Genomic DNA, 23,418 nt, shown 5'->3' on the forward strand with positions numbered 1-23,418 from the left:
GTCGCGAAGACAAAAAAAACAATCAATCCCGCGCCGAAGAAGCGGCCCCATGACTTAGCCAGTCAAGCACCGCGGTAGCATCATCATCCGCTCCGCTCCGGGCCTTGGCGACAGCCTCGGTGACATCTTCATTCGGCACAGCGCGCCGGATCGCCACGCCCACGGCGAGAATGTCGATCATCACCAGATGCAGAATCCGAGAAATCATGGAAAGCTGCGACTCGCGAATCTCAATGTGATCGGTCTCCAGCGCGACAGTAGCCCGCTTGGCCAACGGCGTATTGCTCGACGTAATGGCAATCACCTGCGCCCCGGCCTGCATCGCTACATCCAGCACGCGCAGCAGTTCAGGCGCGCGTCCTGACTTCGACACCGCCACGATCACGTCGCCCTTGCCCAGCAGCGCCGCCGACGCCGCCTGCATGTACAGATCGCCATAAGCGATGGTCGGGATTCCGAAGCGGAAGAACTTGTAGTGCGCATCCTGCGCGACGATGTTCGAATTGCCCAGCCCGTAGAACTCGATGCGTCGTGCGCCGTTCAACAGATCGATCGCCCGCTCGACATGTTCGAAGTTCAAATGCTCGCGCAACTGCAGAATCGCCGAGATGGTGTTGTCGAGCACCTTCGCGCCGAAGTCCGTCGCCGTGTCGCCCAAATGGACCTGGCTGTGGCTGACCGGAATCGTGCCGGTCAGGCCGGTCGCGAGTTTCAGCTTGAAATCGGATAGACCCTGGCAACCCAGCGAGCGGCAAAAGCGGATCACCGTGGGCTGGCTCACGTCGGCCTTGCGCGCGATGTCGACGATCGGGTCGTTGATGATCGAGCGCGGATGGTTCAGCGCCAGGTCGGCGACGCGGCGCTCGGCCGGCGTCAGCGCGTCGCGCATCTGGCGGATGCGTTCGAATACCGCCGACGAACTGCCGCCCGCGCGATTCGACAACTGCTCCGCGAGGATCGCCGAGACGCCCAAAAACGCGGGATATTCCGCCGTGATCACATAAGTGGGCACGTTCTGCAGATATGCCTCGAAGCGGCCCTTTGCCTCGAAGCGCTTGCGAAACGACGAGCGCGCGAAGAATTCGCCCAGCCGCGGCACCACGCCGCCGCCAATATAGATGCCGCCGAGCGCGCCCAGCGTCACCGCAATGTTGCCCGCAAACGTGCCGAGAATGCCGCAGAAGACATCCACCGATTCGGCCGCCAGCGGCTCGCCTTCGAACGCGCGCTTGACCACCTCGGAGGTGTCGAAATTCGCGGCGACACGTTTCTTGTCGCGCGCTGCCAGCGCCCGGTAGATCACTTCGATGCCGGGACCCGCCGCCACGCGTTCGAACGACACGTGCGACCATTTCTTGCGTGCGTACTGCAGCACCAGATCTTCGCGTTCGTCCGCCGGCGCGAAGGTCGCGTGGCCGCCTTCACTGCCCAGCGCGATCCAGCGGTCGTCGGCCGGAATCAGGCCGGAGACGCCCATGCCGGTGCCCGGCCCGAGCAGGCCAATCACGCTGTGCGGCCGGCGCGTGCCGCCGCCCACCTGCACGCGTTGCGCATCTGTCAGGCCCGGCAAGGCCATGGCCAGCGCCGTAAAGTCGTTGACGACCAGCAGCGTGTCGAAGCCCAGCACGCGGCGCGTGGCTTCGATCGAGAAGGTCCAGTCGTGGTTGGTCATGCTGACCTGGTCGCCGTCGACCGGATTGGCAATCGCAATTGCCGCGTGATTCACACGGCCAATTTTGGTGTCTTTCAGGTACTTCCTGATGACGTCGGCCACGCCCGGATAGTCGGCGCAGGGATATACCTGTACCTGACCGATCTCGCCTGGCCCCGTCTCCAGTGCAAAACGCGCATTGGTGCCGCCGATGTCGGCTAACAGCCGCGGTCCGTCGGCGTGCTGGCCCGCGCCCGGGACAGCGTTACTTTTCACACCAGTAGACATCGAGTCTCACTCCCTTGTCGTTTGCCAACTGTGAGATGGCATTTTTTTGTGGCGCAGCGGCGGCCGCATTCAGCACGTCCAGCTTGCGCGGTCCTGCAATCAACAGAAACAGGCGGCCCATCTGCTTTAACGCAGACATGGACCAGCTCACGCGTGCATGCGGCGCGCTGCCGGGATGCACGGAGACGAAATGGTCGGGCGTGGTGATGGAGAAGTCCCACTCCGGCGAGTCGGCGAAAATCGACGCCGTGTGGCCGTCCTCGCCCATGCCGAGCACGGCTACGTCCGGCAGCACGCGGCGCGGGTCGGCGTTGAGCGCGGCGACGTGCGCCTCGAGCGACTGGCTGGTGTCCACCAGCGGCCAGAACGCTGCGTTTTGCGCCGCGTTCTGTAGCAGCGTTTCATGCGCAAAACGCGAATTGCTGTCGCTGTCCGTTTCCGGAACCCAGCGGTCGTCGACCAGCGTCACGGCAATGCGCGCCCAGTCGAACGGTTGCGTGGACAATACCTGCAGGAATGGCCGCGGACTGCTGCCGCCGGACACGGCAAGCGTTGCCTGGCCCGCGCCTTTGGAAGCCGCGGTTGCCTGAGTGGCGAGGGACGCATGTAATGCGTCGCCCACCGCTTTTGCCAGAGCAGCCGATTGAGCGGCCTGGTCGTCGAAAGCGTGAAGCTCGATCACTTCTCCTCCGTACTGCTTTTTGTAGGGTCTGCGGAATTTGCCTTGATGCGGCGCAACGGTTGTCCGGCGGATGCTGTCCGCCGCTGCCGTTGCCACCGCCATCAGGGCGCCACCCCGATCAGTGATGCCTGTGGTCTTGCACGCGGCGCACGCGACGGGCTGGTCTAGCCACGCCGCGTATGCTGCATGTCAGTTTTCTTCTTCAAGCCAATAGGTGCCGTGCTGCGCCAACATCGCGCTCGACGCCGCCGGTCCCCACGTGCCCGCTGCATAGGGCTTGGGCGGCCGGTTCGCGCTCGCCCATTCGTTGAGGATCGGCTCGACCCAGCGCCACGCCGCTTCCTGCTCGTCGCGCCGCACGAACAGCGCGAGCCGGCCGTTGATCACGTCGAGCAGAAGGCGCTGATACGCCTCCATCTGCCCTTCGCGGAAGAACTGGTCGAACGCGAGGTCGAGATGGACGCTTGCAAGGTTCATGCCCTCGCCAGGCTGCTTGGCGAGGCAATACAGGCGAATCGTTTCATTCGGTTGCAGGCGGATTACCAGCCGGTTGGCGCCGGGGCGCAGGGCGGTGGGTCCGAGCGCCGAGTGCGGCACCGCGCGGAAGTTGACCACGATCTCCGCGACGCGGTCCGCGAGACGCTTGCCGGTGCGCAGGAAAAACGGCACGCCGGCCCAACGCCAGTTGTCGATTTCCACCTTCAGCGCGACGAAAGTCTCGGTATTGGTGTTGGTCTTGACGCCCGGTTCGGCGGCATACGCCGGCACCGAGGCGCCGCGGATCACGCCCGAATGATACTGGCCGCGCACGGCGATCTTGCTGATGTCGCGCGGATCGATGGGCTTTAGCGCGCGCAGCACGCGCAGCTTTTCGTCGCGCACGGAATCCGAGTCCATCGAATGAGGCGGTTCCATCGCCACGATCGAGAGCAACTGCAGCAAATGGTTCTGCACCATGTCGCGCAGCGCGCCGGTGTTGTCGTAGAAGTCGCCGCGCGCCTCCACGCCGAGTTCTTCGGCAATCGTGATCTGGATGCTCTCCACCCACTCGCGGCGCCACAGCGGTTCGAACAGCGCATTGCCGAAGCGCAGCGCGAGCAGGTTCTGCACCGGCTCTTTGCCGAGGTAGTGGTCGATGCGGTAGATCTGTTCTTCGGCGAAGATTTCGCCTACGGCGTCGTTGATCGCGTTGGACGACTTCAGGTCGTAGCCGAGCGGCTTTTCCAGCACGATGCGCGAATTCGTATTCAGCCCGACCGCGGCAAGCGCGCGGCAGATCGGCACGAACAGCGACGGGCCGGTGGCGAGGTAAAACACGCGGATACCCGGCAGGCCGTCGATGGCGTCGCGCAGCAGCGCGAAGTCTTCGGCCTTGCCGAGGTCGAGCTTCACATACTGGATGCGCTCGAGGAAACCGGCCCAGGCGTCTTCATCGAGGCCGCCTTTGGAGACGTATGGCTTGACATGCTGGTTGACCCATTCGATGTACCCTGCGCGATCTTCGACATGCCGCGTCACTCCAACGATCTTGCCGCCTTCCGCCAGCATGCCCGCACGGTGCGCTTCATACAGTGCGGGCAGGATCTTGCGCATGGACAGATCGCCGGTCCCGCCGAAGAGAACGAAGGTGAAACTTGAATCGGTAAACATGTGTCTCCGTCGATGTCCAGGAAGCCGCGCCAGGCGACCGTAGTCCGATAAAATTTTTTTTGACACTGAATTGTAGTTTAACTACAATCCAAATCAAGAGGTAGCGCTAAATCGATGAAAAAAGCGTGCGTGCTTAGGCAGGATGCGCGTTTTCCCGAATCGGCCCGCGTCCCCTGCATGTTAATGGACATTGCGTTTTTGCACGTGTTGGCTGCCTCCGGGGCGGCAACCGCAGCGTGAATGTCAGGGTTAACCTGCGAGGAACCTCGAGTCTGCCGCGCGCGACGCGGGCAGGCAAAAATCAAAAGAGGAGACAGTCAAGTTGCATCCCGAACCACTCATCTTCTGAGCTTCCCGCGGCCGAACGTCGGCTCGCCGGCACATGCACGCGCATGCGCCTGACCGAAGCTCGATCGCCCAGTGTTTTGCCTGTTTGAACCAACCACAGCACCCTGGAGAGTCAGGGGCCATTCGTTTTTTGTTCAGGTGTCTGGAGGAGATAAGCAATGAAATTTCGCGCGATCATGGGCGCTTTGTGCGCCGCAGGTCTGATGTGTGGTGTATCCGCAGCGCAAGCTGCCGAGTCGATCGAAGTGCTGCACTGGTGGACCTCGGGCGGCGAATCGAAAGCCGTCGGCGTGTTGAAAGACGACATGCAGAAGCAGGGTTACACCTGGAAGGACTTCGCGGTTGCTGGCGGCGCTGGTGCAGCGGCCATGACGGCACTGAAGACGCAGGTGATCTCGGGCAACGCGCCGAGCGCCGCACAGATCAAGGGTCCGCTGATCCAGGAATGGGCGGAGCAGGGCGTGCTGGTGCCGATCGACTCCGCTACCGGCGACTGGAAGAAGAACCTGCCGCCGCAGATCGACAAGATCATGCATGCAGACGGTCACTACGTGGCGGCGCCGTTCTCGGTGCACCGCGTGAACTGGATCTGGATCAACAAGTCGGCACTCGACAAGGTCGGCGCGAAGCCGCCTACCACGTGGCCGGAATTCTTCGCCGTGGCTGACAAGCTGAAGGCTGCCGGCATCCAGCCGGTCGCTGCCGGCGGTCAACCGTGGCAAGACCTGACGCTGTGGGAAGACGTGGTGCTGTCGCAAGGCAACGACTTCTACAAGAAGGCGATTGTCGACCTCGACCAGAAGACCCTGACCTCGCAGCAGATGGTCGGCGTGTTCGACACGGTCCGCAAGATCGAGTCGTACATGGACACGGGCCGCACGGGCCGTGACTGGAACCTGGCCACGGCCATGGTCATCAACGGCAAGGCCGGCATGCAGTTCATGGGCGACTGGGCGAAGGGCGAGTTCGCGAACGCGAACAAGCAGCCGGGTACGGACTATATCTGCGCACCGGTGCCGGGCACGGCCAAGGGCTACACGTTCAACGTCGACTCGTTCGTGTTCTTCGCACAGAAGGGCGCGAAGGATGCAACGGCTGGTCAGCTCGCACTGGCCAAGACGATCATGAGCCCGGACTTCCAGGAGCAGTTCAGCCTGAACAAGGGTTCGATTCCGGTTCGCCTCGGCGTGAACATGGACAAGTTCGACGCATGCGGCAAGCAGTCGTACGCGGATGAACAAACGGCGATCAAGGCCGGCGGTTATGTTCCGTCGCTGGCACACGGTATGGCTCAGCCGGATGCAACGGCTGGTGCGATCACCGACGTCGTGACCAAGTTCATGAACTCGGACCAGGATTCGAAGAGCGCGGTCGAAGCGCTCGCGAAGGCTGCGAAGACGAAGTAAGCAAGGTAGTATGACGCCCGGTTGCGGCTCCACGCGCAACCGGGCGTTTGCTTCAGGCAGCTTCAGGCATGAAGGTGTACCCAGAGTCACAGCCTTTGCCAGTCCAGTGTCGCGCTTGCCGCGCTGATGCCGGCGGCACAGTTTCAGGAGTCGAGTAGTGACTGCTTCTCTTAGCGGAAACGGGAAATCCACCACCGTGGCCCGCCGCACGTCGCCCATGGCGGCGCTCGCCGACCGCTGGATTCCGAAGCTGGTGCTTTCTCCCAGCATCGTGATCAGCCTGGTCTTCGTTTATGGCTTTATTGCCATTACCGGCTATCTGTCGTTGTCGAATTCGCGACTGATGCCGCGCTATGAATTCGTCGGTTTCGACCGTTATCGCGAGCTGTTCGATAACGATGTCTGGTGGACCTCGGCCGCCAATCTCGGCTGGTTCGGCATTCCGTTCATCGCAATCTGCGTGGCGCTCGGGCTGTTCCTGGCCATTCTGCTGGATCAGCGCATCCGCAACGAAGGTGCTTTGCGGGCCGTGTTCCTGTATCCGATGGCGCTGTCGTTCATCGTGACCGGCACCGCATGGCAATGGATTCTCAACCCCAATCTCGGCATGCAGAAGGTGCTGCAGGACTGGGGCTGGACGAACTTCCAGTTCGACTGGCTCGACAATCCGGACCGCGCGATTTTCTGTATCGTGATCGCGGCCGTCTGGCAATCCACGGGCTTCGTCATGGCGCTGTTCCTCGCCGGCCTGCGTGGCGTGGATGCGGAAATTTTCAAGGCGGCACAGGTGGATGGCGCGACGTTGCCCACCATCTACCGCAAGATCGTGATTCCGAGCATGCGTCCGGTGTTTTTCTCGGTGCTGCTGATTCTCTGCCACATCACGATCAAGACCTTCGACCTCGTCGTTGCATTGACGGCGGGTGGCCCGGGTACGTCATCGTCGCTGCCGGCGATGTTCATGTACACGTTTTCGTTTAACCGCGGGCAACTGGGCGTCGGCGCTGCGTCGTCGATGATGATGCTCGCAACCGTCGTGGCCGTGCTCGTGCCGCTGATGTATATGGAATCGAGGAGCACGCGTAATGCAGCCTAAGATGACGATCAGCCGTGCCGTCATTTATGCGGCGCTGATTTTGTTTGCGTTGTACTTCCTGTTTCCGCTGTATGTGATGCTGTCCACGTCGTTCAAGGACATCGACCAACTGCGTACCGGCAACCTGCTGACGCCGCCGTCGCACCCCACTTTCGCGCCGTGGATCAAGGCATGGAGCCAGGCGTGTACGGGTGTGCGTTGCGACGGCATGGAGCCGTTCTTCATGAACTCGGTGCGCATGGTGATTCCGGCCGTGCTCATCTCGTCGATTATCGGCGCGTTTAACGGCTATGTGCTGACGCACTGGCGCTTCCGTGGCGCGGACATCCTGTTCACCATGCTGCTGGTGGGCTGCTTCATCCCGTTCCAGGCCATCCTGTTGCCGATGGCGCGTTTCGAAGGCTTCATGGGCCTGTCGAATACGGTGGGCGGGCTGGTGCTGGTGCACGTGGTGTACGGCATTGCGTTCACCACGATGTTCTTCCGCAACTTCTACGTCAGCATTCCGGCGGAGCTGGTGAAGGCGGCGCGGATCGACGGTGCGGGCTTCTTCCTCATCTTCTCGAAGATTCTGCTGCCGGTTTCGCTGCCGATTTTCATGGTGTGCCTGATCTGGCAATTCACGCAGATCTGGAATGACTTCCTGTTCGGTATCGTGTTTTCGGGCGTCGATTCGATGCCGATCACGGTGGCGCTGAACAATCTCGTGAATACGTCGACCGGTGTGAAGGAATACAACGTCGACATGGCAGGCGCGATCATCGCGGCGCTGCCTACGTTGCTCGTCTACATCATCGCCGGCCGATATTTCGTGCGCGGCCTGACGGCAGGCGCAGTGAAGGGCTAACCCAAAACGATTGCCGCAGCGCGCCACGTGGCGGCTGCGGTGCGAACCGGCATCCGGTCTGCGCCGCCTGAGTGCGATGCACCTGAAGCTGTACCAGAGACAAGAGGATTCACAGCATGGCAAGCCTTTCCATCCGTGACGTGTACAAGACCTACCCGAACGGGGTGCCGGTCCTGAAGGGTGTCAACATCGACATCGAAGACGGCCAGTTCCTGATTCTGGTGGGCGGCTCGGGCTGCGGTAAGTCGACGCTGCTCAACATGATCGCCGGTCTCGAGACCGTGACGAAGGGCGAAATTCAGATCGACGGCAAGACGGTGAACAACCTGTCGCCGAAGGATCGCGATATCGCGATGGTGTTCCAGTCATACGCGCTGTATCCGTCCATGACGGTGCGCGACAACATTTCGTTCGGCCTCGGTATCCGCAAGGTGCCGAAGCCGGAGCAGGCGCAGATTGTCGAGCGCGTTTCGAGCATGCTGCAGATCCAGCATCTTCTGGACCGCAAGCCGGGGCAATTGTCCGGTGGCCAGCGGCAGCGTGTGGCGATGGGGCGTGCGCTGGCGCGCGATCCGGTGATGTTCCTGTTCGACGAGCCGTTGTCGAACCTGGATGCGAAGCTGCGCATCGAAATGCGCTCCGAGATCAAGCTGCTGCATCAACGCCTGGGCACCACCATCGTTTATGTGACGCACGATCAGATCGAGGCGATGACGCTGGGCGACCGGATTGCGGTGATGAAGGATGGCGTGGTGCAGCAGTTCGGCGCGCCGCAGGATATTTATGATTCGCCTTCGAACCTGTTCGTGGCCGGCTTTATTGGCGCGCCGCCGATGAACTTCATTCAGGGCAAGCTGGTCGAGCAGGGCTCGGGCGTCGGCGTCGAGGTCGATACCGGCATCAAGCGATCTGTGCTGAATCTGCCTTTCACCTCGGCGAAGGTGAAGGCGCATGTGGGCAAGGAAGTTATCCTGGGTCTGCGTCCCGAACGTATCACTGACGCACGCAGCGCACACAACGTTGAAGATGCGCAACTGCAGCCGATCGAAGTGAAAGTCGATGTGATCGAGCCGACCGGGCCGGACACTTTGGTGTTTGCTCAGTTGAACGGCAAGCGCGTGGTCAGCCGCGTGCACCCCGCTTCGAATCCGCAGCCGCTGACTAATATGACGCTGCTGTTCGATGTGTCGAAGGCGGTGTTGTTTGATCCGGCTAATGAAGAGCGGATTGCTTAAGGGTTAGTTGCGGCAGGTTAGACGAAGATGAGAAGGCCCCATGCGTCGGAAGACGTGTGGGGCTTTTTGCTGTGCTCAGAAAAAATGCCGCAACCCCACGCTGCCCACGAACTGCGATCCGCCTGAAGACGGCGTCGTATTCTGCCCATCGCCCACTACCGCGACGGCATCGACAATCGAGGTCCCGTTAGCCGCAATGGCCTTTCCGCTCGCGTGCTGATAACCCTCAAGGAAGTAAATGGCGGTTCTCTTCGTCATTGAGTAACTCTGCTCAAGCGAGAACTGGTTGTAGCGCGCCGAATCCGCGATGCCGTTCGACTCGCTTGCCCGGGTGTAGCTGTACCCAGCCGCCACGTTGATGGCGGGCGTCACCTGATACGTCGAAATCACGCCATACGTATTGAAGACCGCGGTGTCCCGAAACGTCGACCCCGCGCCTGGCCGGTACAGCACGTTCGAATAGTTCGCGCCCACCATGAAATTGCCGGACTTGTACTGAGCCGCAGCCGCAATCATCTGGTTGGTGTGCGCGGTGGCGTAGGCCACGTTGACCGGCGAGTTGTCCGCGACTGTGGCCAGTGCATTGCTGGTCGCCAGATCGGCGAGCCGAACGTAGCCAACCGCGGCCCGGAAATTAGCGACGGCATATGTCAGCGCCGCGCTTAGCGTGTTGCCATGCGTGAAGTTGCCGGCCACGCCACCCAAACCGTACTGCGCGCTGGCCTGCAAGCCGCTGAGAACCGGTGACGTGTAGGTCAGCGAATTGTTGAATCGTAGTGTCGTGTCAAGCGCGTCGAGATCGCCAGGATGCGCGCCCGTGGCACCCGTCAGGTAACCGGTCGGACCCAGGGCGCCGACAAAATTGAAGTAAGGCGTGTACTGACGACCAATCGTCAACGTGCCGAATTGCTGATCGCTCAAACCGACATACGCCTGGCGGTTGAATTCCACGCCGGCCGAACTTTGGGCGCCCGTCAGCGAGTTAAAGCCTGATTCCAGCCGGAAGATGGTTTTCAGGCCACCGCCGAGATCCTCCGAGCCGAGCAAGCCAAATTTGCTCGCGTTCAGTTCGCCCTGGCTCAGATAGAAGTTGTGCTTGCCCTTTTGATTGCTGGTGTAGTTGATCGCGTTATCCACATCTCCATACAAGGTCACCGCGCTTTGAGCGTGGGCTGTCATCGGAGCCGAAGCCGACGCTGCTACCGCGATAAAAATACCGGAGACGATTGCCCGGCTGGCCTTGACTCGTTTCATCCACATCTTGTTGCCTCCTGCTAAGTAATGCTAATTATTTGATAAAGCGGTTTGTTTCCCTTTGAGCTGCCCAGGTACTCACGCGCTAGCCGGGCGGATTCGGCGGATTCCGCCCGGCGGCGTCACGCATCCAGATCGAGCGTGACACGTTGCCACGCCCCTTCCGGCTGGACGTTTGAGATGCGTCCTTGAGCGGCCGTAACGTTTCGCGTTTCGGCCGACGGCAGCAACAGGTCGATCGACGCTGCGCGCCACCTCACATCGCCTTCGAATTCCACTGAGAGCGTGATGGTTTCCGCCGTGCTATGAGCCGCGACATGCCAATGCCCATGCTCGCCGTTGCGCCATGCTTCGGATACGCCGTCGTCTTCCACGCAGCGACCCTGTGCCGAGCCATTGCCGTGAACCGGCGCGATCATAAAGCCGCGCTGGTCCGCGCGCTGGTCGAAAGTCTGGACGGCCAGATTGAGAGGGATTGCGTGTCCTTCGCGAATCAGCATGAAGGGCTGATCCAGCGGCGCCGGCAGTCGAACGGTTTGACCGCCATCGAAACTTTCGCCGCTCCAATAGCTTGTCCAGCGCGAGCCGGCGGGTAGATAAACGGCGCGCTCGGTCTGCCCGGCTTCCACAACTGGCGCGACCAGCAATGCGGAGCCGAGCATCATGTCGTCGTTTTCCTGGTAGCAGTTCGCGTCTTGCGGGAAATCGGCGAAAGTGGGCCGCAGGACGGGCTCGTATCGACTGCTCGACAGCCAAAGCAGATCGTACAAATACGGCATCAGGCGATAGCGCAGCTTGATCAGGTCGGATATATCCCGCGTGACCTCGGGATGCATCCACGGTTCGTTGACCGTGCCGTCGTCATTCCATGAATGGATGCTAAAGCGCGGCATGAAAACGCCGAACTGTACCCAGCGGGCTAGCATCTCAGCCGAAGGCGCGGGTCCTGAGAATCCGCCGATGTCATGGCCGATATTCGACACCCCTGACAATGCCAGCCCGAGCCCCATCTTCAGGTTGTAACGCAGCGTGTCCCACGAGGTGTAGTTGTCACCCGACCAGGTCTGGACGTACCGCTGCATGCCGGCGCCGCCCGAACGCGACACCAGAAACGGCCGCTGTTCCGGCGCGTGCTCGCGCTGCGCATCGCGCGACGCGCGGATCATCAGCATGGTCTGCAAAACTTTGGCTTCATGGGCGGGGAACGTGTTGCCAAAACCATGCGCAACCGCGTCGGGCGTCCAGATTTCGAATTCGTTGTTGTCATTCCAGGTCGCCGCGATGCCGTACCTGAGCAATGTCTGCTTGACCTTGTCTTTCCACCACGCCGTGGTCGCGGGGTTGGTGAAGTCCAGATACGCGCCCACTTCGTCCCAGAACTGCACCCACGCCGGCTCGCCGTTACTTGCGCGAATCAATAACCCCGCGTTGGACACGCTCTCGAACTCCGGGTGATCGCGCAGCAAACACGGCTTGATGTTGGCGCAAAGCCTGACGCCGTTGTCGAGATAGTTTTGGACGAAGCCGTGGACGTCGGGGAATTTGTCCTTGTTCCAGTTGAACACATAGCGTTTTGGGCCGATCGACGTATAACCTGAAGACAGGTGAAACGAATCGCACAGAATGTCGTGCTCGCGGCATCGGTGGATGAATTCGCCCATGCGGCGATGGGCGTCCGGCGCGTCGGTATAGCTCATCGTCGACCCCGAGTACCCTAAGCCCCACTTTGGCATCCACGCCGGGCGGCCTGTCAACCATGTGAAGCGCCTCACCGCGTCGAGCGGCGAATCGGGCGAAGCGATGAAGTAATAGTCGAGATCGCCGTGTTGCGCGACGAAGTAACGGTAGGGACCGTGATAGTTGTCCAGCTCGCGCCCCATGTCGAAACTGCAATCGGACACGGTGTCGTAGAACAGGCCATAGCCGGTCGTCGTCTCTTTCTGCCAGGTGATGTAAAACGGAATGTGCTTGTAAAGCGGATCGGTTTGGATGGCGTTGTAACCCATCGCGTCGATATTGCGCATTTCATAGCGCTGATGCGCGCGGTTCAGGGCGCCCGCACGCTCGCCGAGACCGAAGTACATTTCTCCAGCGTCGCGTCGCACGTAGTGATAGACGCGCGGGTCCCAGTAACCGAAGTTGTACGCCTGCGTGGCGCGATCCGCGAGGACGGCTCGCCACTCGCCTTGTGTTTTGACGAACCGCGAAAGCATGCCGCCGAGGAGCGTCACTTCAAGACGGATCTTTCGGGTTTCAATAGTTAGGACTACATCATTAATCTTTAGATCGAATTCCGGCTTCGAGTAGCCGCTCAGGTCGCGCCGCTCGCGGCCTTCGAGCGGTACATCGGCCTCGCCGGGGGCGATCGACCATGTGCGCGGCGTTTGTAACTGTCCGTTCGGAAGAACGAGCACGCGCACGACGTCGTCTTCCAATACGAAGAGCTCAAGCGTCGCGCCGGAACCGCTGGTGAGACGCAGATGATTGTCCGCATTCGCGACCAGCGCGAAGCGGGGGCTATGCAACAGGGACATACCGCTTTCCTTTTATTCGAACGGGCTGCTTACGCTAATTTGGTGGCTAAAGTCGCATGGGCGAGTTTCAGGTGGCCTCGCACCAGCAGGACCAGCAAGGCCGCGCCGACCAGATCGAAACATCCGAGCAGCGCAAAGAGTGGTCCGTAGCCGACGATATCGGCGAGGGCGCCGACCAGCAAAGAGAAACCCAGGCCGCCAATCCACGCTGCCATTCCTGCAAACCCGGCCACGGTGCCGACGTCGCTCGAATCGAAAAAGTCGGCGCTCAATGTGTTGACGAGGCCAGAAATCATCTGATGCGCAAACCCGCCGACGCAGAACAGCACGATTGCCATATACGGAGAGGCGACGAGGCCGATGCAGGCCGGCGCGATCATCATGAAGGCGCCGAGCACGACGCCGCAGACGCGTGACCAGATGAGCGGCACGCGAAAGTGCCTGGTCAGGAATGGCGACAGATAGCCGCCGAGCACGCCGCCCAGATCAGCGGCGAGAAAGGGCAGCCACGCATAGATGGCGATCTGTTTGAGGTCCATGTGGCGCGCGGTGGACAGGTACAGCGGAATCCAGAAGCTGAAGGTCTGCCAGGCCGGTTCGGCGAAGAACCGCGGCAGCGCGATCGCCCAGAACGTGCGGGTTCCGAGCAACTCGCGCAAGGAGCGCCGCGGACGCGCCGCAGTGGCTGAGAGACATTGCCCGGAAACGATCTTTTTGCGCTCGGCGGAGGACAGATTCTTGTGCTTCCGGGGCGAACGATAAAAGGCATACCACAGGACTGCCCAGAAGAAGCCAAGCGCGCTCGTCGCCACGAACGCCGTTCGCCAGCCGTAGTGCAGCGACACGAGGATTACCAGAGGCGGCGCCGCCAGCGCACCGAGCGAGGTGCCCGCATTGAAGTAACCCACCGCCACGGACTTTTCCTTATCCGGAAACCATTCGGCGACGGCCTTCATGCCCGCGGGAATCGCGGCTGCTTCGGTCAGTCCCATCAGCCCGCGCAGTCCGGCAAGCGAAAACCAGCTACCGATGCCGCCATGCAGACATCCGACCACAGACCACAGCACGGCGAACAGGGCGAAGCCGATGCGCAACCCGATCAGGTCGATGATCAGGCCGCATACCGGCTGCATGAGCGTGTAGCCAATCTGGAACGCACCGACTACATAGGAGTACTGCTGAGTGCTCATGTGCAATTGAGTCTTCAACTCGGGAGCCAATACCCCGAGCGAATTGCGCGAAATGTAGTTGATGATGGTTCCAAGGCACACGAGCGCGATGATCCACCAGCGCAGTCCTTTGATTGCTTTCAATGTCTCCTCCGGATGGCGCCTATTTGCTGCGCTCAGGGCCGGCAGCAAATTTATAGGCAGTCATCCTATGACTCGGAAGAGATAAAAGCAAACAGAATTGCCTCCGAGTTTACCCGCGATATTTTCGAGATAATCCTTATGAAATAAGGATTGGAGCCGGATGAGAATGGGCGGGATGGTGGTACGTGAAAAGAGGAAAATTTCTTGTCATCGTACAACTTGGGGGCTAACGAACGTCAATGTGGCAGGCGCACATCGAACTTAAACGTGGCCAGTCTCGCCAGAAGAATGAACCCGGTAGCAATCAGCACGCTATAGACGCTATCGAAGCTGAAGTAATCGAGCAGCAGATACAGCCAGCACCCAACGAACGCGCAGGTGGCATACGGCCGCGAGTCCTTCAGAATCAGCGGGACCTCATTACACAGGACGTCGCGGATCACGCCGCCGAACACGCCGGCCAGAACCCCGATCATCACCGACGTAAACCGCAGCATCTGCGCATCGAGCGCCATCGAGGTCCCGGAGATGCTGAAGAGCCCCAGCCCCACCGCATCCGCGACCAGCAAAACCCGCTCCGACAATAGCTTCGACGTCATCTTCAACAGCGTCGGCGCGAACAGCGACATCGTAAAGATGACGATCACATAACCCTGATGCTCGACCCAATAAAACGGCCGCCTCTCCAGCAGCACATCACGCAAGGTGCCGCCACCGAAAGCAGTCGCCATTGCCACGAGGAAGGTCCCGACTGCGTCGAGCCGTCGCGTCCTCGCCTCGATAAAACCGGAGATCGCGTAGGCGAAAATCGCCAGCCCTTCCATGATGGTCAGCGCAAGGGTGAGTCGCGGATGCATCAACCAGGCTCCGTCACGATTTGGGATGAACGACTTGCGCGCCCGGCTGCAGCAACACGAGCACGGCGCCCGCGCCGCCGTCGTGGGCTCTCGCCTGGCAGAACGCAATGACCTCTGCTTTCTGCACGAGCCACGCGCGAACCTTGCCCTTCAGCACGGGCTCCTTGCCGACCGACCCCAGCCCTTTGCCGTGAATCACGCGCAGGCAACGATAGCCGCGCTTGACCGACTCGCGGATAAATTCGGCGAGCGCCTCGCGCGCTTCTTCGCGCCGCATGCCGTGCAGATCCAGTTGAGCCTGCACGATCCACGCGCCGCGCCGTAACTTGCGCACCACCTCCTGACTTATGCCAGGCCGGCAATACGAAAGCGTCTCGTCGGTTTCGAGCAAGACCTCCGGGTCGAACTCGTCCGAAATCGCTTCATGCAATACGGCTTCTTCATCGAGCCGGGTCTGCACGGGGACCGGCGAGGGCGGCGTGCGCGCCGGCGGCATCCTTGGCGGCGCCGCGAGTGGCGCCACCGCGCCAATCTCACGCCGGAACAGATCCGCATCCGCCGATGCCTCGCGCTGAGCCTGCGCCGCCACGGCGCGTTCGCGCTCGCGACGTTCGGCGTCGCCCTTCAGCGCGGCACGCAAGGCGCCTAGGCCGGCAAGGCCGGCCGCCGGTTCGATCAGCGGTTTGGATGGCGTGGCCGGCGCCGGCGGCGGCTTCGCAGCCGCTGCACGGGGGCGTTTGGGTTCGCTCGGATGAGGCAGGTTCTTTGCCATAGCGGTGACACGTTGGAAAGTAGAACGCGGTGGCATGAGGCCATCGTCGGCCTTGCAATGCATTGACGGCAGGCCAAAACCGGCGAGCAGCCGGCAGTGACGGTTGGCGCGCAAAGCAAAAGGGCCGCCGGCTTGCCAGCCGCGGCCCTTCAGATGCTGCGTGCGGTAACCGGCAGGCTCGGGCCTCAGGCCCGAGCGCCATTTTACCTGTCCCGCTTCACCAGGCCGCCTTGGTGGCCGGCTCGCTCCGGTTGCCTGCTTAACGCTCGGCTTCGGCGCTCATCGCGTGCTCGCCGGCCATTTCATCAATGGTTTCGAGGTAGCGCTGGGCATCCAGCGCAGCCATACAACCCGTGCCGGCGCTGGTAATGGCTTGACGGTACACGTGATCCTGCACGTCGCCCGCGGCGAACACACCCGGGATGCTCGTGCCGGTTGCGTTGCCCGTCAGGCCGCCATTGGTGATGATGTAGCCGTTCTTCATCTCCAGTTGGCCTTCGAAGATATCCGTGTTCGGCTTGTGGCCGATCGCCACGAACAGGCCTTGCAGCGCGAGGTCCGTCGTTTCGCCGCTCTTCGTATCCTTGATGCGCAGACCTGTCACGCCGGACTGGTCGCCGGTCACTTCGTCGAGCACGTGGTTCCACTTGATGTCGACGATGCCTTCCTTCTGCTTGGCCAGCAGGCGGTCGATCAGGATCGGCTCGGCGCGGAACTTGTCGCGGCGATGGATCACCGTCACCTTCCTGGCGATACCGGAGAGGTAGAGGGCTTCTTCGACTGCGGTGTTGCCGCCACCGATCACCGCCACATGTTGCTGCTTGTAGAAGAAACCGTCGCAGGTTGCGCAGGCCGACACGCCCTTGCCCATGAACGCCTCTTCCGACGGCAGGCCGAGGTACTGCGCCGACGCGCCAGTTGCGATGATCAGCGAGTCGCAGGTGTACTCGCCCGAATCGCCAATCAGGCGGATGGGCTTCTCGTTGAGCTTGGCCGTATGGATGTGGTCGAAAATGATTTCGGTGTTGAAGCGCTCAGCGTGCTCCTGGAAACGCGCCATCAGTTCCGGGCCTTGCACGCCGTTCGCATCGGCCGGCCAGTTTTCGACGTCCGTCGTGGTCATCAGCTGGCCGCCCTGGGCGAGACCCGTGACAAGCACCGGATTCAGGTTGGCGCGCGCCGCGTAGACGGCGGCCGTGTAGCCTGCGGGACCTGAACCGAGAATGAGGACTTTGGCGTGTTTCGTGGTGGATGCGGGCATGATCGGAATCCGTAAAAAGCGCCCGGCTCGCCCATGCGAGGCCGTGCGGCTACAGCTGTTCTTGCACTGGGCTGTAGATGGGTATTAGTCCGCCATTATAAAGGCCGGCCGGCAGGCCTGCTTCATGAAGCTTCCTCATCGCCGCGATAGCCTGCGGCAGCAGTTTGGCCCGAAAACCACGCCGGCCGGACCCAGTTACCGTCATTTACAGCCTTGCGCGCGACACTACGTTTACAATAGCCCGGATCGATCGACCCGGCGGCCGCGACCGGGCGCCCAGCACCGTCTGGGGCCGCGAATTGGGCCGCTGATTGGCCACACCCGCAACAGGATCAATGGCAAAAGCTCCTTATTCCGCGAGCGCGCAGGCATTGCCGCACCGCATGTCGCGCCTCTTCACCGAAATCCGCTGGATCCTGCAGGTCGCGCTCGGCGTCTTTCTGCTGATGGCGCTCGTCAGCTACAGTCGGCACGACCCGAGCTGGACCCACGCCGCCCAGGTGGACCGCATTGCCAACTGGGCCGGCCGGGTCGGCGCCTGGACCTCCGACATCCTGCTGCTGCTATTCGGCCTGTCCGCCTACTGGTGGGTGGTGCTGCTCGGCCGCAGCATCTCGGCCAATTACCGCCGCATCACCCGCCACGAGACGGAGCCCGAGGACAAGCCGCGTGACGTAACCTGGCTCGCCGAGATTTTCGCTTTCGTGCTCGTGTTGCTGGCCAGCGACGGTATCGAGGCGCTGCGCATGTGGTCGCTCAAGGTTCAGTTGCCGCGCGCCCCGGGTGGCGTGATCGGCGAGGCGGTGGCGCGCGGCGTTTCGCACGCGCTCGGCTTCACGGGCGGCACGCTGGCGCTGCTGGTGGCATTGGCTATCGGGTTGTCGCTGTATTTCCGCTTTTCCTGGCTTTCCGTGGCTGAACGGGTCGGCGAATCGATCATTTCCGCCGTTACCTTTGCCCGTCTGCGCCGCGAAGCCGGCCGCGACCGCAAACTCGGCGAGGCCGCCGCCGTCAAGCGTGAAGGCAAGGTGGAGCAGGGCCGCGTGCGTATCGAAGAGCACGAACCGGTCATGATCGTGCCGCCGGTGGTCACGCCGGCCAAGTCCGAGCGCGTCGAGAAAGAACGCCAGGTGCCGCTTTTCACGGATCTGCCGGGCGATTCCACCTTGCCGCCCATCTCGCTGCTCGACGCCGCGCCCGCCGCGCAAGAGACCATTTCGCCCGACACGCTCGAATTTACCTCGCGGCTGATCGAGAAGAAGCTGAAGGATTTCGGCGTCGAAGTGAGCGTGGTCGCGGCTTATCCGGGTCCGGTCGTGACGCGCTACGAAATCGAGCCGGCCACTGGCGTGAAGGGTAGCCAGATTGTCGGGCTGGCCAAGGATCTGGCGCGTTCGTTGTCGCTGGTGTCGATTCGCGTCGTGGAAACCATTCCGGGCAAGAATTTCATGGCGCTGGAGTTGCCGAACCAGCGCCGCCAGACCGTCAGCCTCTCCGAGATTCTCGGCTCGGCCGTCTATGCCGACGCCGCCTCGCCGCTCACCATGGGCCTCGGCAAGGACATCGGCGGCAAACCGGTGTGCGCCGATCTCGCCAAGATGCCGCACCTGCTGGTGGCCGGCACGACCGGCTCGGGCAAATCCGTGGGCATCAACGCGATGATCCTGTCGCTGCTCTACAAGGCGAGCGCCGAACAGGTCCGCATGATCCTGATCGACCCGAAGATGCTCGAAATGAGCGTCTACGAGGGCATCCCGCATCTGCTGTGTCCGGTCGTCACCGATATGCGCCAGGCCGGCCACGCGCTGAACTGGGCGGTCGCCGAAATGGAGCGCCGCTACAAACTGATGAGCAAGCTTGGCGTGCGTAATCTCGCCGGCTACAACAACAAGATCGACGAAGCCGCCAAGCGCGAAGAAAAGCTGCCGAACCCGTTCAGCCTGACGCCGGAGGAACCGGAGCCGCTATCGCGTCTGCCGAACATCGTAATCGTGATCGACGAACTGGCCGACCTGATGATGGTGGTCGGCAAGAAGGTCGAAGAACTGATTGCGCGGATCGCGCAAAAGGCGCGGGCGGCGGGCATTCACCTGATTCTCGCCACGCAGCGGCCGTCGGTCGATGTCATCACCGGCCTGATCAAGGCCAACGTGCCCACGCGGATGGCTTTCCAGGTGTCCTCGAAGATCGACTCACGCACGATTCTCGACCAGCAGGGCGCGGAATCGCTGCTCGGCATGGGCGACATGCTCTATTTGCCGCCTGGCAGCGGCTTGCCGGTGCGGGTGCATGGCGCGTTCGTGTCGGACGAGGAAGTGCATCGCGTCGTCGAGAAACTCAGGGAGCAGGGCGAACCGAATTACATCGAGGGCATCCTCGAAGGCGGCGTCACCGGCGACGGCGACGAAGGTTCTGCTGGCGCTGAGGGAACCGGAGCGGGCGGCGGCGAGTCGGACCCTCTATACGATCAGGCGGTGGAAGTCGTCATCAAGAACCGCCGTGCGTCGATTTCACTGGTGCAGCGGCATTTGCGCATCGGCTACAACCGCGCCGCGCGTCTGCTCGAGCAAATGGAGCAGTCTGGGCTCGTGTCGGCGATGTCGTCGAACGGCAATCGCGAGATTCTCGCGCCGGCGCGCGAAACCGATTAGGCGGTCTGCGCTGCACGTCCCTTTGCTACTCGCGCTGACAGGCGACGGACGCCGACCGGCGTCCGTCGCCCCTGTCCCGAGTCCGATTCAATCCACGGAGAATGATATGCAGCAATACGCCGGGCACAGTGCCCATTCTGGCCGCTTCGGTCATCTGATTCGAATGCTGGCGCACGGGATGGGCAGCGTCGCGATCGGCGCGTCGTTGCTGGTCGCGCAACAGGCGTTTGCCAGCGGCACTGAACAGCTCAAGGCGTTCGTCGCCCAGGTGCATTCGGCGCGCGGCGACTTCGTGCAGCAGGAAGTGCGGGCGCCGAGCAAGGCGGCGCAAGCCGCCAGCGACGCCGCCCAGGTCATGCCGAAAAACACCACGTCGAGCGGGACGTTTGTCTTTGCGCGTCCGGGCAAGTTCATCTGGTCGTACCAGAAGCCGTATGAACAGGTGCTGCAGGCCGACGGCGACAAGCTCTATGTGTTCGACAAGGACCTGAACCAGGTGACGGTGCGCGCGCTCGGCGGCGCGTTGGGCGCGAGCCCGGCGGCGATCCTGTTCGGCAGCAACGATCTGGACAAAAACTTCACGCTCCACGACGCGGGTGTGAAGGGCGGCATCGACTGGCTTGAGCTGATTCCGAAGGCGAAAGACACGCAGTTCCAAAGCGTGGGGATCGGCTTTAAGGACGGTAATCTGCAAGCCATGGAGTTGCACGATGTGTTCGGCAACGTGACTTTGCTGACGTTCTCGAACATTCAGAAGAACCCGTCGCTGCCGGCCGATGCATTCAAGTTCACGCTGCCGAAGGGCGCGGACGTGATTAACGGCTGAGCGAGCGCATAGCGGCCGCTTCTTTCTTGCCGGCTACGGCTACGGCTACGGCTACGGCTACGGCTACGGCTACGGCTACGGCTACGGCTACGGCTACGGCGTTCTGCCTGGCGTGAATACCGCGCGGCGGGACGCCGAACGCTGAGACGGAGGACTGAAGGGCTGAAGGAGCAAAGGGAGGCCTACGCAATGAGGTCTTCGAGCTGGCTACTGACCTGCGGCTCCAGTTCACGCGCCTCTTTCGCGAGGTTGACCTGCTTGGCCGATTTCGCCACTTCGAGCACGTGCGTCTTGATGTCGTAGCCGCCGCGCGTGTTCAACCATGCGAGAACGTCCCACAGATGCCACACAGACGGATTGCCTTCGTGGACCGGAATGGGGAAGTCGGCGGCGTGGCTCAGCATTAGCTTGCGCATGTTCTGGCGCGACACACCCGCGACGTCGGCCACGTCGGTGAGGCCCACGAAGTCTGGCGCTGCCTCGACCAGGCGCGCGGACGGCACCGCGCTTTTCACCTCTTCGAGTGCACTCATCAACGCGCCAAATGCGCTGGAGTCTTCGCGGACGAAGACGAGCGCGATGCGCCCCGGCTGCCCGATGCCGACGGTCGCGTCGTCGCACCCGGCTTCAGCGAGGCGCTCCACGATCTCGTCGAGGTCGCAGTCGTCTGCTGCGAGCTGGTATTTCAGCGTGAATTCGTATTCCATGTGTTACTCCTGCGTTTCGGCCTGATTGCGAGTGCCTTGCGGCGCGTGCTTGTGCCGATGTGTCGTGCAATTGTCGATCACTCTTCTGAGCAGCCGAGCGTGATTCCCAGCGTTCTTGGGCGTGCTCCAGACACTGGTGATGCAGAACTCTCCGCACCGACATTCCGAGTCGTTGTACGGACAGTACATTTTTCCCCACGCGTGCCCTTTGCCGCCGCTTTTGACGCGCCAGCCGAGTGCTTCGGCATAGGCCAGTGCGTCTTCTACTTCCTTCTTTGAATGCGTCCCTCGACTCATCAATGGCCTCATCTTAAGTTCGTGGATCAAAGTTGTCAAGTGACAACCTGTTTCTCTGAGGACACGCACGAAATGCAGCAGCGATTCGGTTTCGGAAGTGAGGGAAAGTGAGTGAATCTGTCTCGCAAGCGTGCATGCCAGACAGCAACTACATCATGCGGGGAGGCTTTACGCACCCTGGCCGGAAGCCATAGGACGAACGGAATGATGGAGGACGCATGCCATGCGGAAAGGCGAGCGCGCGCCCGGAAATGCAGTCGGAGACGGCCCGCGTTGCACGGGCCGTCGAGGCGAGTGTCGGGTTACGCGTAGGCGGTCTTGCGCGCCGACACCAGGACGAAATAGCAGACGGCGCCGATCGCCAGCGCCGGCAGCGTCGCGCCCAGGTTCGGCAACCATTGGTTGATCACCTGATATGCGACGATTCCAACCGCCCACGAGATAAAGGCGCTCAGATGCCAGCCGCCGGTGAAGCCGTAGCGGCCTTGCAGATCGGCGAGGGCTGCGGCGTCGATGCGGCGCTTGCGCAGGATGAAGTGATCCACCAGCACCACGCCGAACAGCGGCGCGAACACCGAGCCGATCAGCAGCAGGAAGTTCTGATACTTCGCCATCGGCACGAGCAGGGCGATCGCCGTGCATAGCGCGCCGAACGCCGCCGACAGCATTGGCACCGTGGCTCGCGTCCAGAACGTGCCGGTCGAGACCGCGGCGGAATGGATGTCGGCGAAGGCGTTGTCGACTTCATCGATCAGGATCAGCAGCAGCGCGAAGCCGCCGCCCGCCTGCGCGAGCGCGCCGGTCAGGAGTGCATCGCCGCCGCCCGCGGCCAGCCCGTAGATCGCGCCGAGCGCATAGAACCAGATGTTGGCGATGCCATAGCCCAGCAGCGTGCCGCGGAACGACTCGCCGGCGCGGCGGCCGAAGCGCGTGTAATCCGCGATCAGCGGCAACCACGATAACGGCATGGCGACCACCAGATCGATCGCGCCGCCGAACGACATGTCGCCGGTGCCTGGACGGCGCATGAGTGCAGCCAGCTCGTGCCGTGCCAATAGATTCCACGTCAGCCACGCCGCGCCGGCCAGCAGCAGCCAGATGCCCCAGGTCCGCAGAAAGCGGCGCACGAACGAGAGCGGGCCGCTGATTGCGAGCAGTGTCGCCAGCAGGCCGAAGACGAGGGTCCAGATGAGCGGAATCGACAGGCCGAAGGCCTGCCTGGCGAGCGCGTCGGCGGAATCGCGCATCACGATCACTTCGAACGAGCCCCAGCCGACCAGTTGCACGGCGTTGAGGACCGCGGGCACCGAAGCGCCGCGCACCCCGAGCGTGGGCCGCAACGACGACATCGCCGCGAGCCCCGTATCCGTGCCGATTACCCCAGCCAGCGCCAGCAGCACGACGCCGATCACGCTGCCGATGCCAATCGCCGCCAGCGCATGCGGCAGCGACAGCCCCGGCACCAGCAAGGCGCCCGCCTGGGCGACCAGCAGGCCAATGCCGAGCGAGAACCACAGCGCGAAGGCGTCGCCGGTGCGGAACGCGCGCCGCGCGTCGGGCACCGGCGTGAGCGGTGCGTAGGTGGAACCGGCGTTGCCGGCGAGTGGATCTTGTGCCATCTGGTGTTGTCCCTGTTAGTCGTCTTCACGCGCTCCGGGCTCGCCGCGGCGTGGTCACTGTCATAATGCAGGACCGGGCCGCAGACTGCGCGCCGGCGCTATCGCTGGCCAGGCGCGTCGTGTG

18 protein-coding genes are annotated in these 23,418 nt (G+C 62.2%); 6 read left to right on the forward strand and 12 right to left on the reverse strand.

All coding sequences use genetic code 11. The features are described from left to right. Window positions 1–22: 22 nt before the first annotated feature. From FQ755_RS17780 to zwf, 3 genes are all read right to left on the reverse strand, one after another. Window positions 23–1,939: a bifunctional transcriptional regulator/glucokinase gene (locus FQ755_RS17780; protein WP_144156154.1), complete on the reverse strand. Its 1,917-nt coding sequence runs from the start codon at window positions 1,937–1,939 to the stop codon at window positions 23–25. Further along, on the reverse strand, window positions 1,917–2,621 hold the full coding sequence (pgl, locus tag FQ755_RS17785) for a 6-phosphogluconolactonase (RefSeq protein WP_144156155.1): 705 nt from the start codon (window positions 2,619–2,621) through the stop codon (window positions 1,917–1,919). Before pgl ends, FQ755_RS17780 begins: the two co-directional genes overlap by 23 nt. 189 nt (window positions 2,622–2,810) lie before the next feature. Then, a complete protein-coding gene (zwf, locus tag FQ755_RS17790) occupies window positions 2,811–4,271 on the reverse strand; it encodes a glucose-6-phosphate dehydrogenase (protein WP_144156156.1) in 1,461 nt (486 codons plus the stop codon). Between the two features lie 506 nt (window positions 4,272–4,777). Here zwf and FQ755_RS17795 point away from each other — a divergent pair. The 4 genes from FQ755_RS17795 to FQ755_RS17810 all read left to right on the forward strand — a co-directional run bounded on the left by FQ755_RS17795 (window position 4,778) and on the right by FQ755_RS17810 (window position 9,203). Beyond that, the gene (locus FQ755_RS17795) at window positions 4,778–6,025 is read left to right on the forward strand and encodes an ABC transporter substrate-binding protein (protein WP_144156157.1); all 1,248 of its coding nucleotides are present in this window, start codon (window positions 4,778–4,780) and stop codon (window positions 6,023–6,025) included. A gap of 157 nt (window positions 6,026–6,182) precedes the next feature. Further along, complete coding sequence (locus tag FQ755_RS17800; protein ID WP_144156158.1) at window positions 6,183–7,121, forward strand: carbohydrate ABC transporter permease; 939 nt, start codon at window positions 6,183–6,185, stop codon at window positions 7,119–7,121. Then, window positions 7,111–7,968 (forward strand): carbohydrate ABC transporter permease, encoded by an 858-nt coding sequence (locus tag FQ755_RS17805; RefSeq protein ID WP_143787468.1) that lies wholly within the window; start codon window positions 7,111–7,113, stop codon window positions 7,966–7,968. Before FQ755_RS17800 ends, FQ755_RS17805 begins: the two co-directional genes overlap by 11 nt. 116 nt (window positions 7,969–8,084) lie before the next feature. After that, window positions 8,085–9,203 carry an ABC transporter ATP-binding protein gene (locus FQ755_RS17810; protein WP_144156159.1) on the forward strand — a complete coding sequence of 373 codons (1,119 nt, stop codon included), beginning with the start codon at window positions 8,085–8,087 and terminating at the stop codon, window positions 9,201–9,203. Window positions 9,204–9,278: 75 nt separating this feature from the next. Here FQ755_RS17810 and FQ755_RS17815 read toward each other — a convergent pair whose 3' ends face one another. From FQ755_RS17815 to trxB, 6 genes are all read right to left on the reverse strand, one after another. Continuing rightward, a complete protein-coding gene (locus tag FQ755_RS17815; protein ID WP_409937523.1) occupies window positions 9,279–10,457 on the reverse strand; it encodes a porin in 1,179 nt (392 codons plus the stop codon). A gap of 122 nt (window positions 10,458–10,579) precedes the next feature. Then, complete coding sequence (locus tag FQ755_RS17820; protein ID WP_144156161.1) at window positions 10,580–12,991, reverse strand: TIM-barrel domain-containing protein; 2,412 nt, start codon at window positions 12,989–12,991, stop codon at window positions 10,580–10,582. 29 nt (window positions 12,992–13,020) lie between these two features. Further along, on the reverse strand, window positions 13,021–14,304 hold the full coding sequence (locus tag FQ755_RS17825) for an MFS transporter (RefSeq protein ID WP_144156162.1): 1,284 nt from the start codon (window positions 14,302–14,304) through the stop codon (window positions 13,021–13,023). A gap of 236 nt (window positions 14,305–14,540) precedes the next feature. Beyond that, window positions 14,541–15,161, reverse strand: coding sequence for a trimeric intracellular cation channel family protein (locus FQ755_RS17830; protein ID WP_144156163.1), 621 nt, complete (start codon window positions 15,159–15,161; stop codon window positions 14,541–14,543). A gap of 13 nt (window positions 15,162–15,174) precedes the next feature. Further along, window positions 15,175–15,933 (reverse strand): Smr/MutS family protein, encoded by a 759-nt coding sequence (locus FQ755_RS17835; RefSeq protein ID WP_144156164.1) that lies wholly within the window; start codon window positions 15,931–15,933, stop codon window positions 15,175–15,177. 259 nt (window positions 15,934–16,192) lie between these two features. Next, window positions 16,193–17,194, reverse strand: coding sequence for a thioredoxin-disulfide reductase (gene trxB / locus FQ755_RS17840; protein ID WP_144156165.1), 1,002 nt, complete (start codon window positions 17,192–17,194; stop codon window positions 16,193–16,195). 335 nt (window positions 17,195–17,529) lie between these two features. On the opposite strand from trxB, the gene FQ755_RS17845 reads away from it, so the two are divergent. Then, entirely contained in the window at window positions 17,530–19,845 is a 2,316-nt protein-coding gene (locus FQ755_RS17845) for a DNA translocase FtsK (protein WP_144156166.1), read from the forward strand. 106 nt (window positions 19,846–19,951) lie between these two features. Continuing rightward, entirely contained in the window at window positions 19,952–20,671 is a 720-nt protein-coding gene (gene lolA / locus FQ755_RS17850; RefSeq protein WP_144156167.1) for an outer membrane lipoprotein chaperone LolA, read from the forward strand. Between the two features lie 182 nt (window positions 20,672–20,853). Here lolA and FQ755_RS17855 read toward each other — a convergent pair whose 3' ends face one another. From FQ755_RS17855 to cytX, 3 genes are all read right to left on the reverse strand, one after another. Beyond that, entirely contained in the window at window positions 20,854–21,378 is a 525-nt protein-coding gene (locus FQ755_RS17855; protein ID WP_144156168.1) for a helix-turn-helix transcriptional regulator, read from the reverse strand. A 3-nt stretch (window positions 21,379–21,381) separates the two neighbouring features. Continuing rightward, window positions 21,382–21,675, reverse strand: a complete 294-nt coding sequence (locus FQ755_RS38195) for a hypothetical protein (RefSeq protein ID WP_144156169.1) — start codon at window positions 21,673–21,675, stop codon at window positions 21,382–21,384. 302 nt (window positions 21,676–21,977) lie between these two features. Continuing rightward, window positions 21,978–23,294 (reverse strand): putative hydroxymethylpyrimidine transporter CytX, encoded by a 1,317-nt coding sequence (gene cytX / locus FQ755_RS17865; protein WP_144156170.1) that lies wholly within the window; start codon window positions 23,292–23,294, stop codon window positions 21,978–21,980. Window positions 23,295–23,418 lie beyond the last annotated feature (124 nt).

This window comes from Paraburkholderia sp. BCC1885 (assembly GCF_900996235.1).
Lineage (GTDB): Bacteria > Pseudomonadota > Gammaproteobacteria > Burkholderiales > Burkholderiaceae > Paraburkholderia.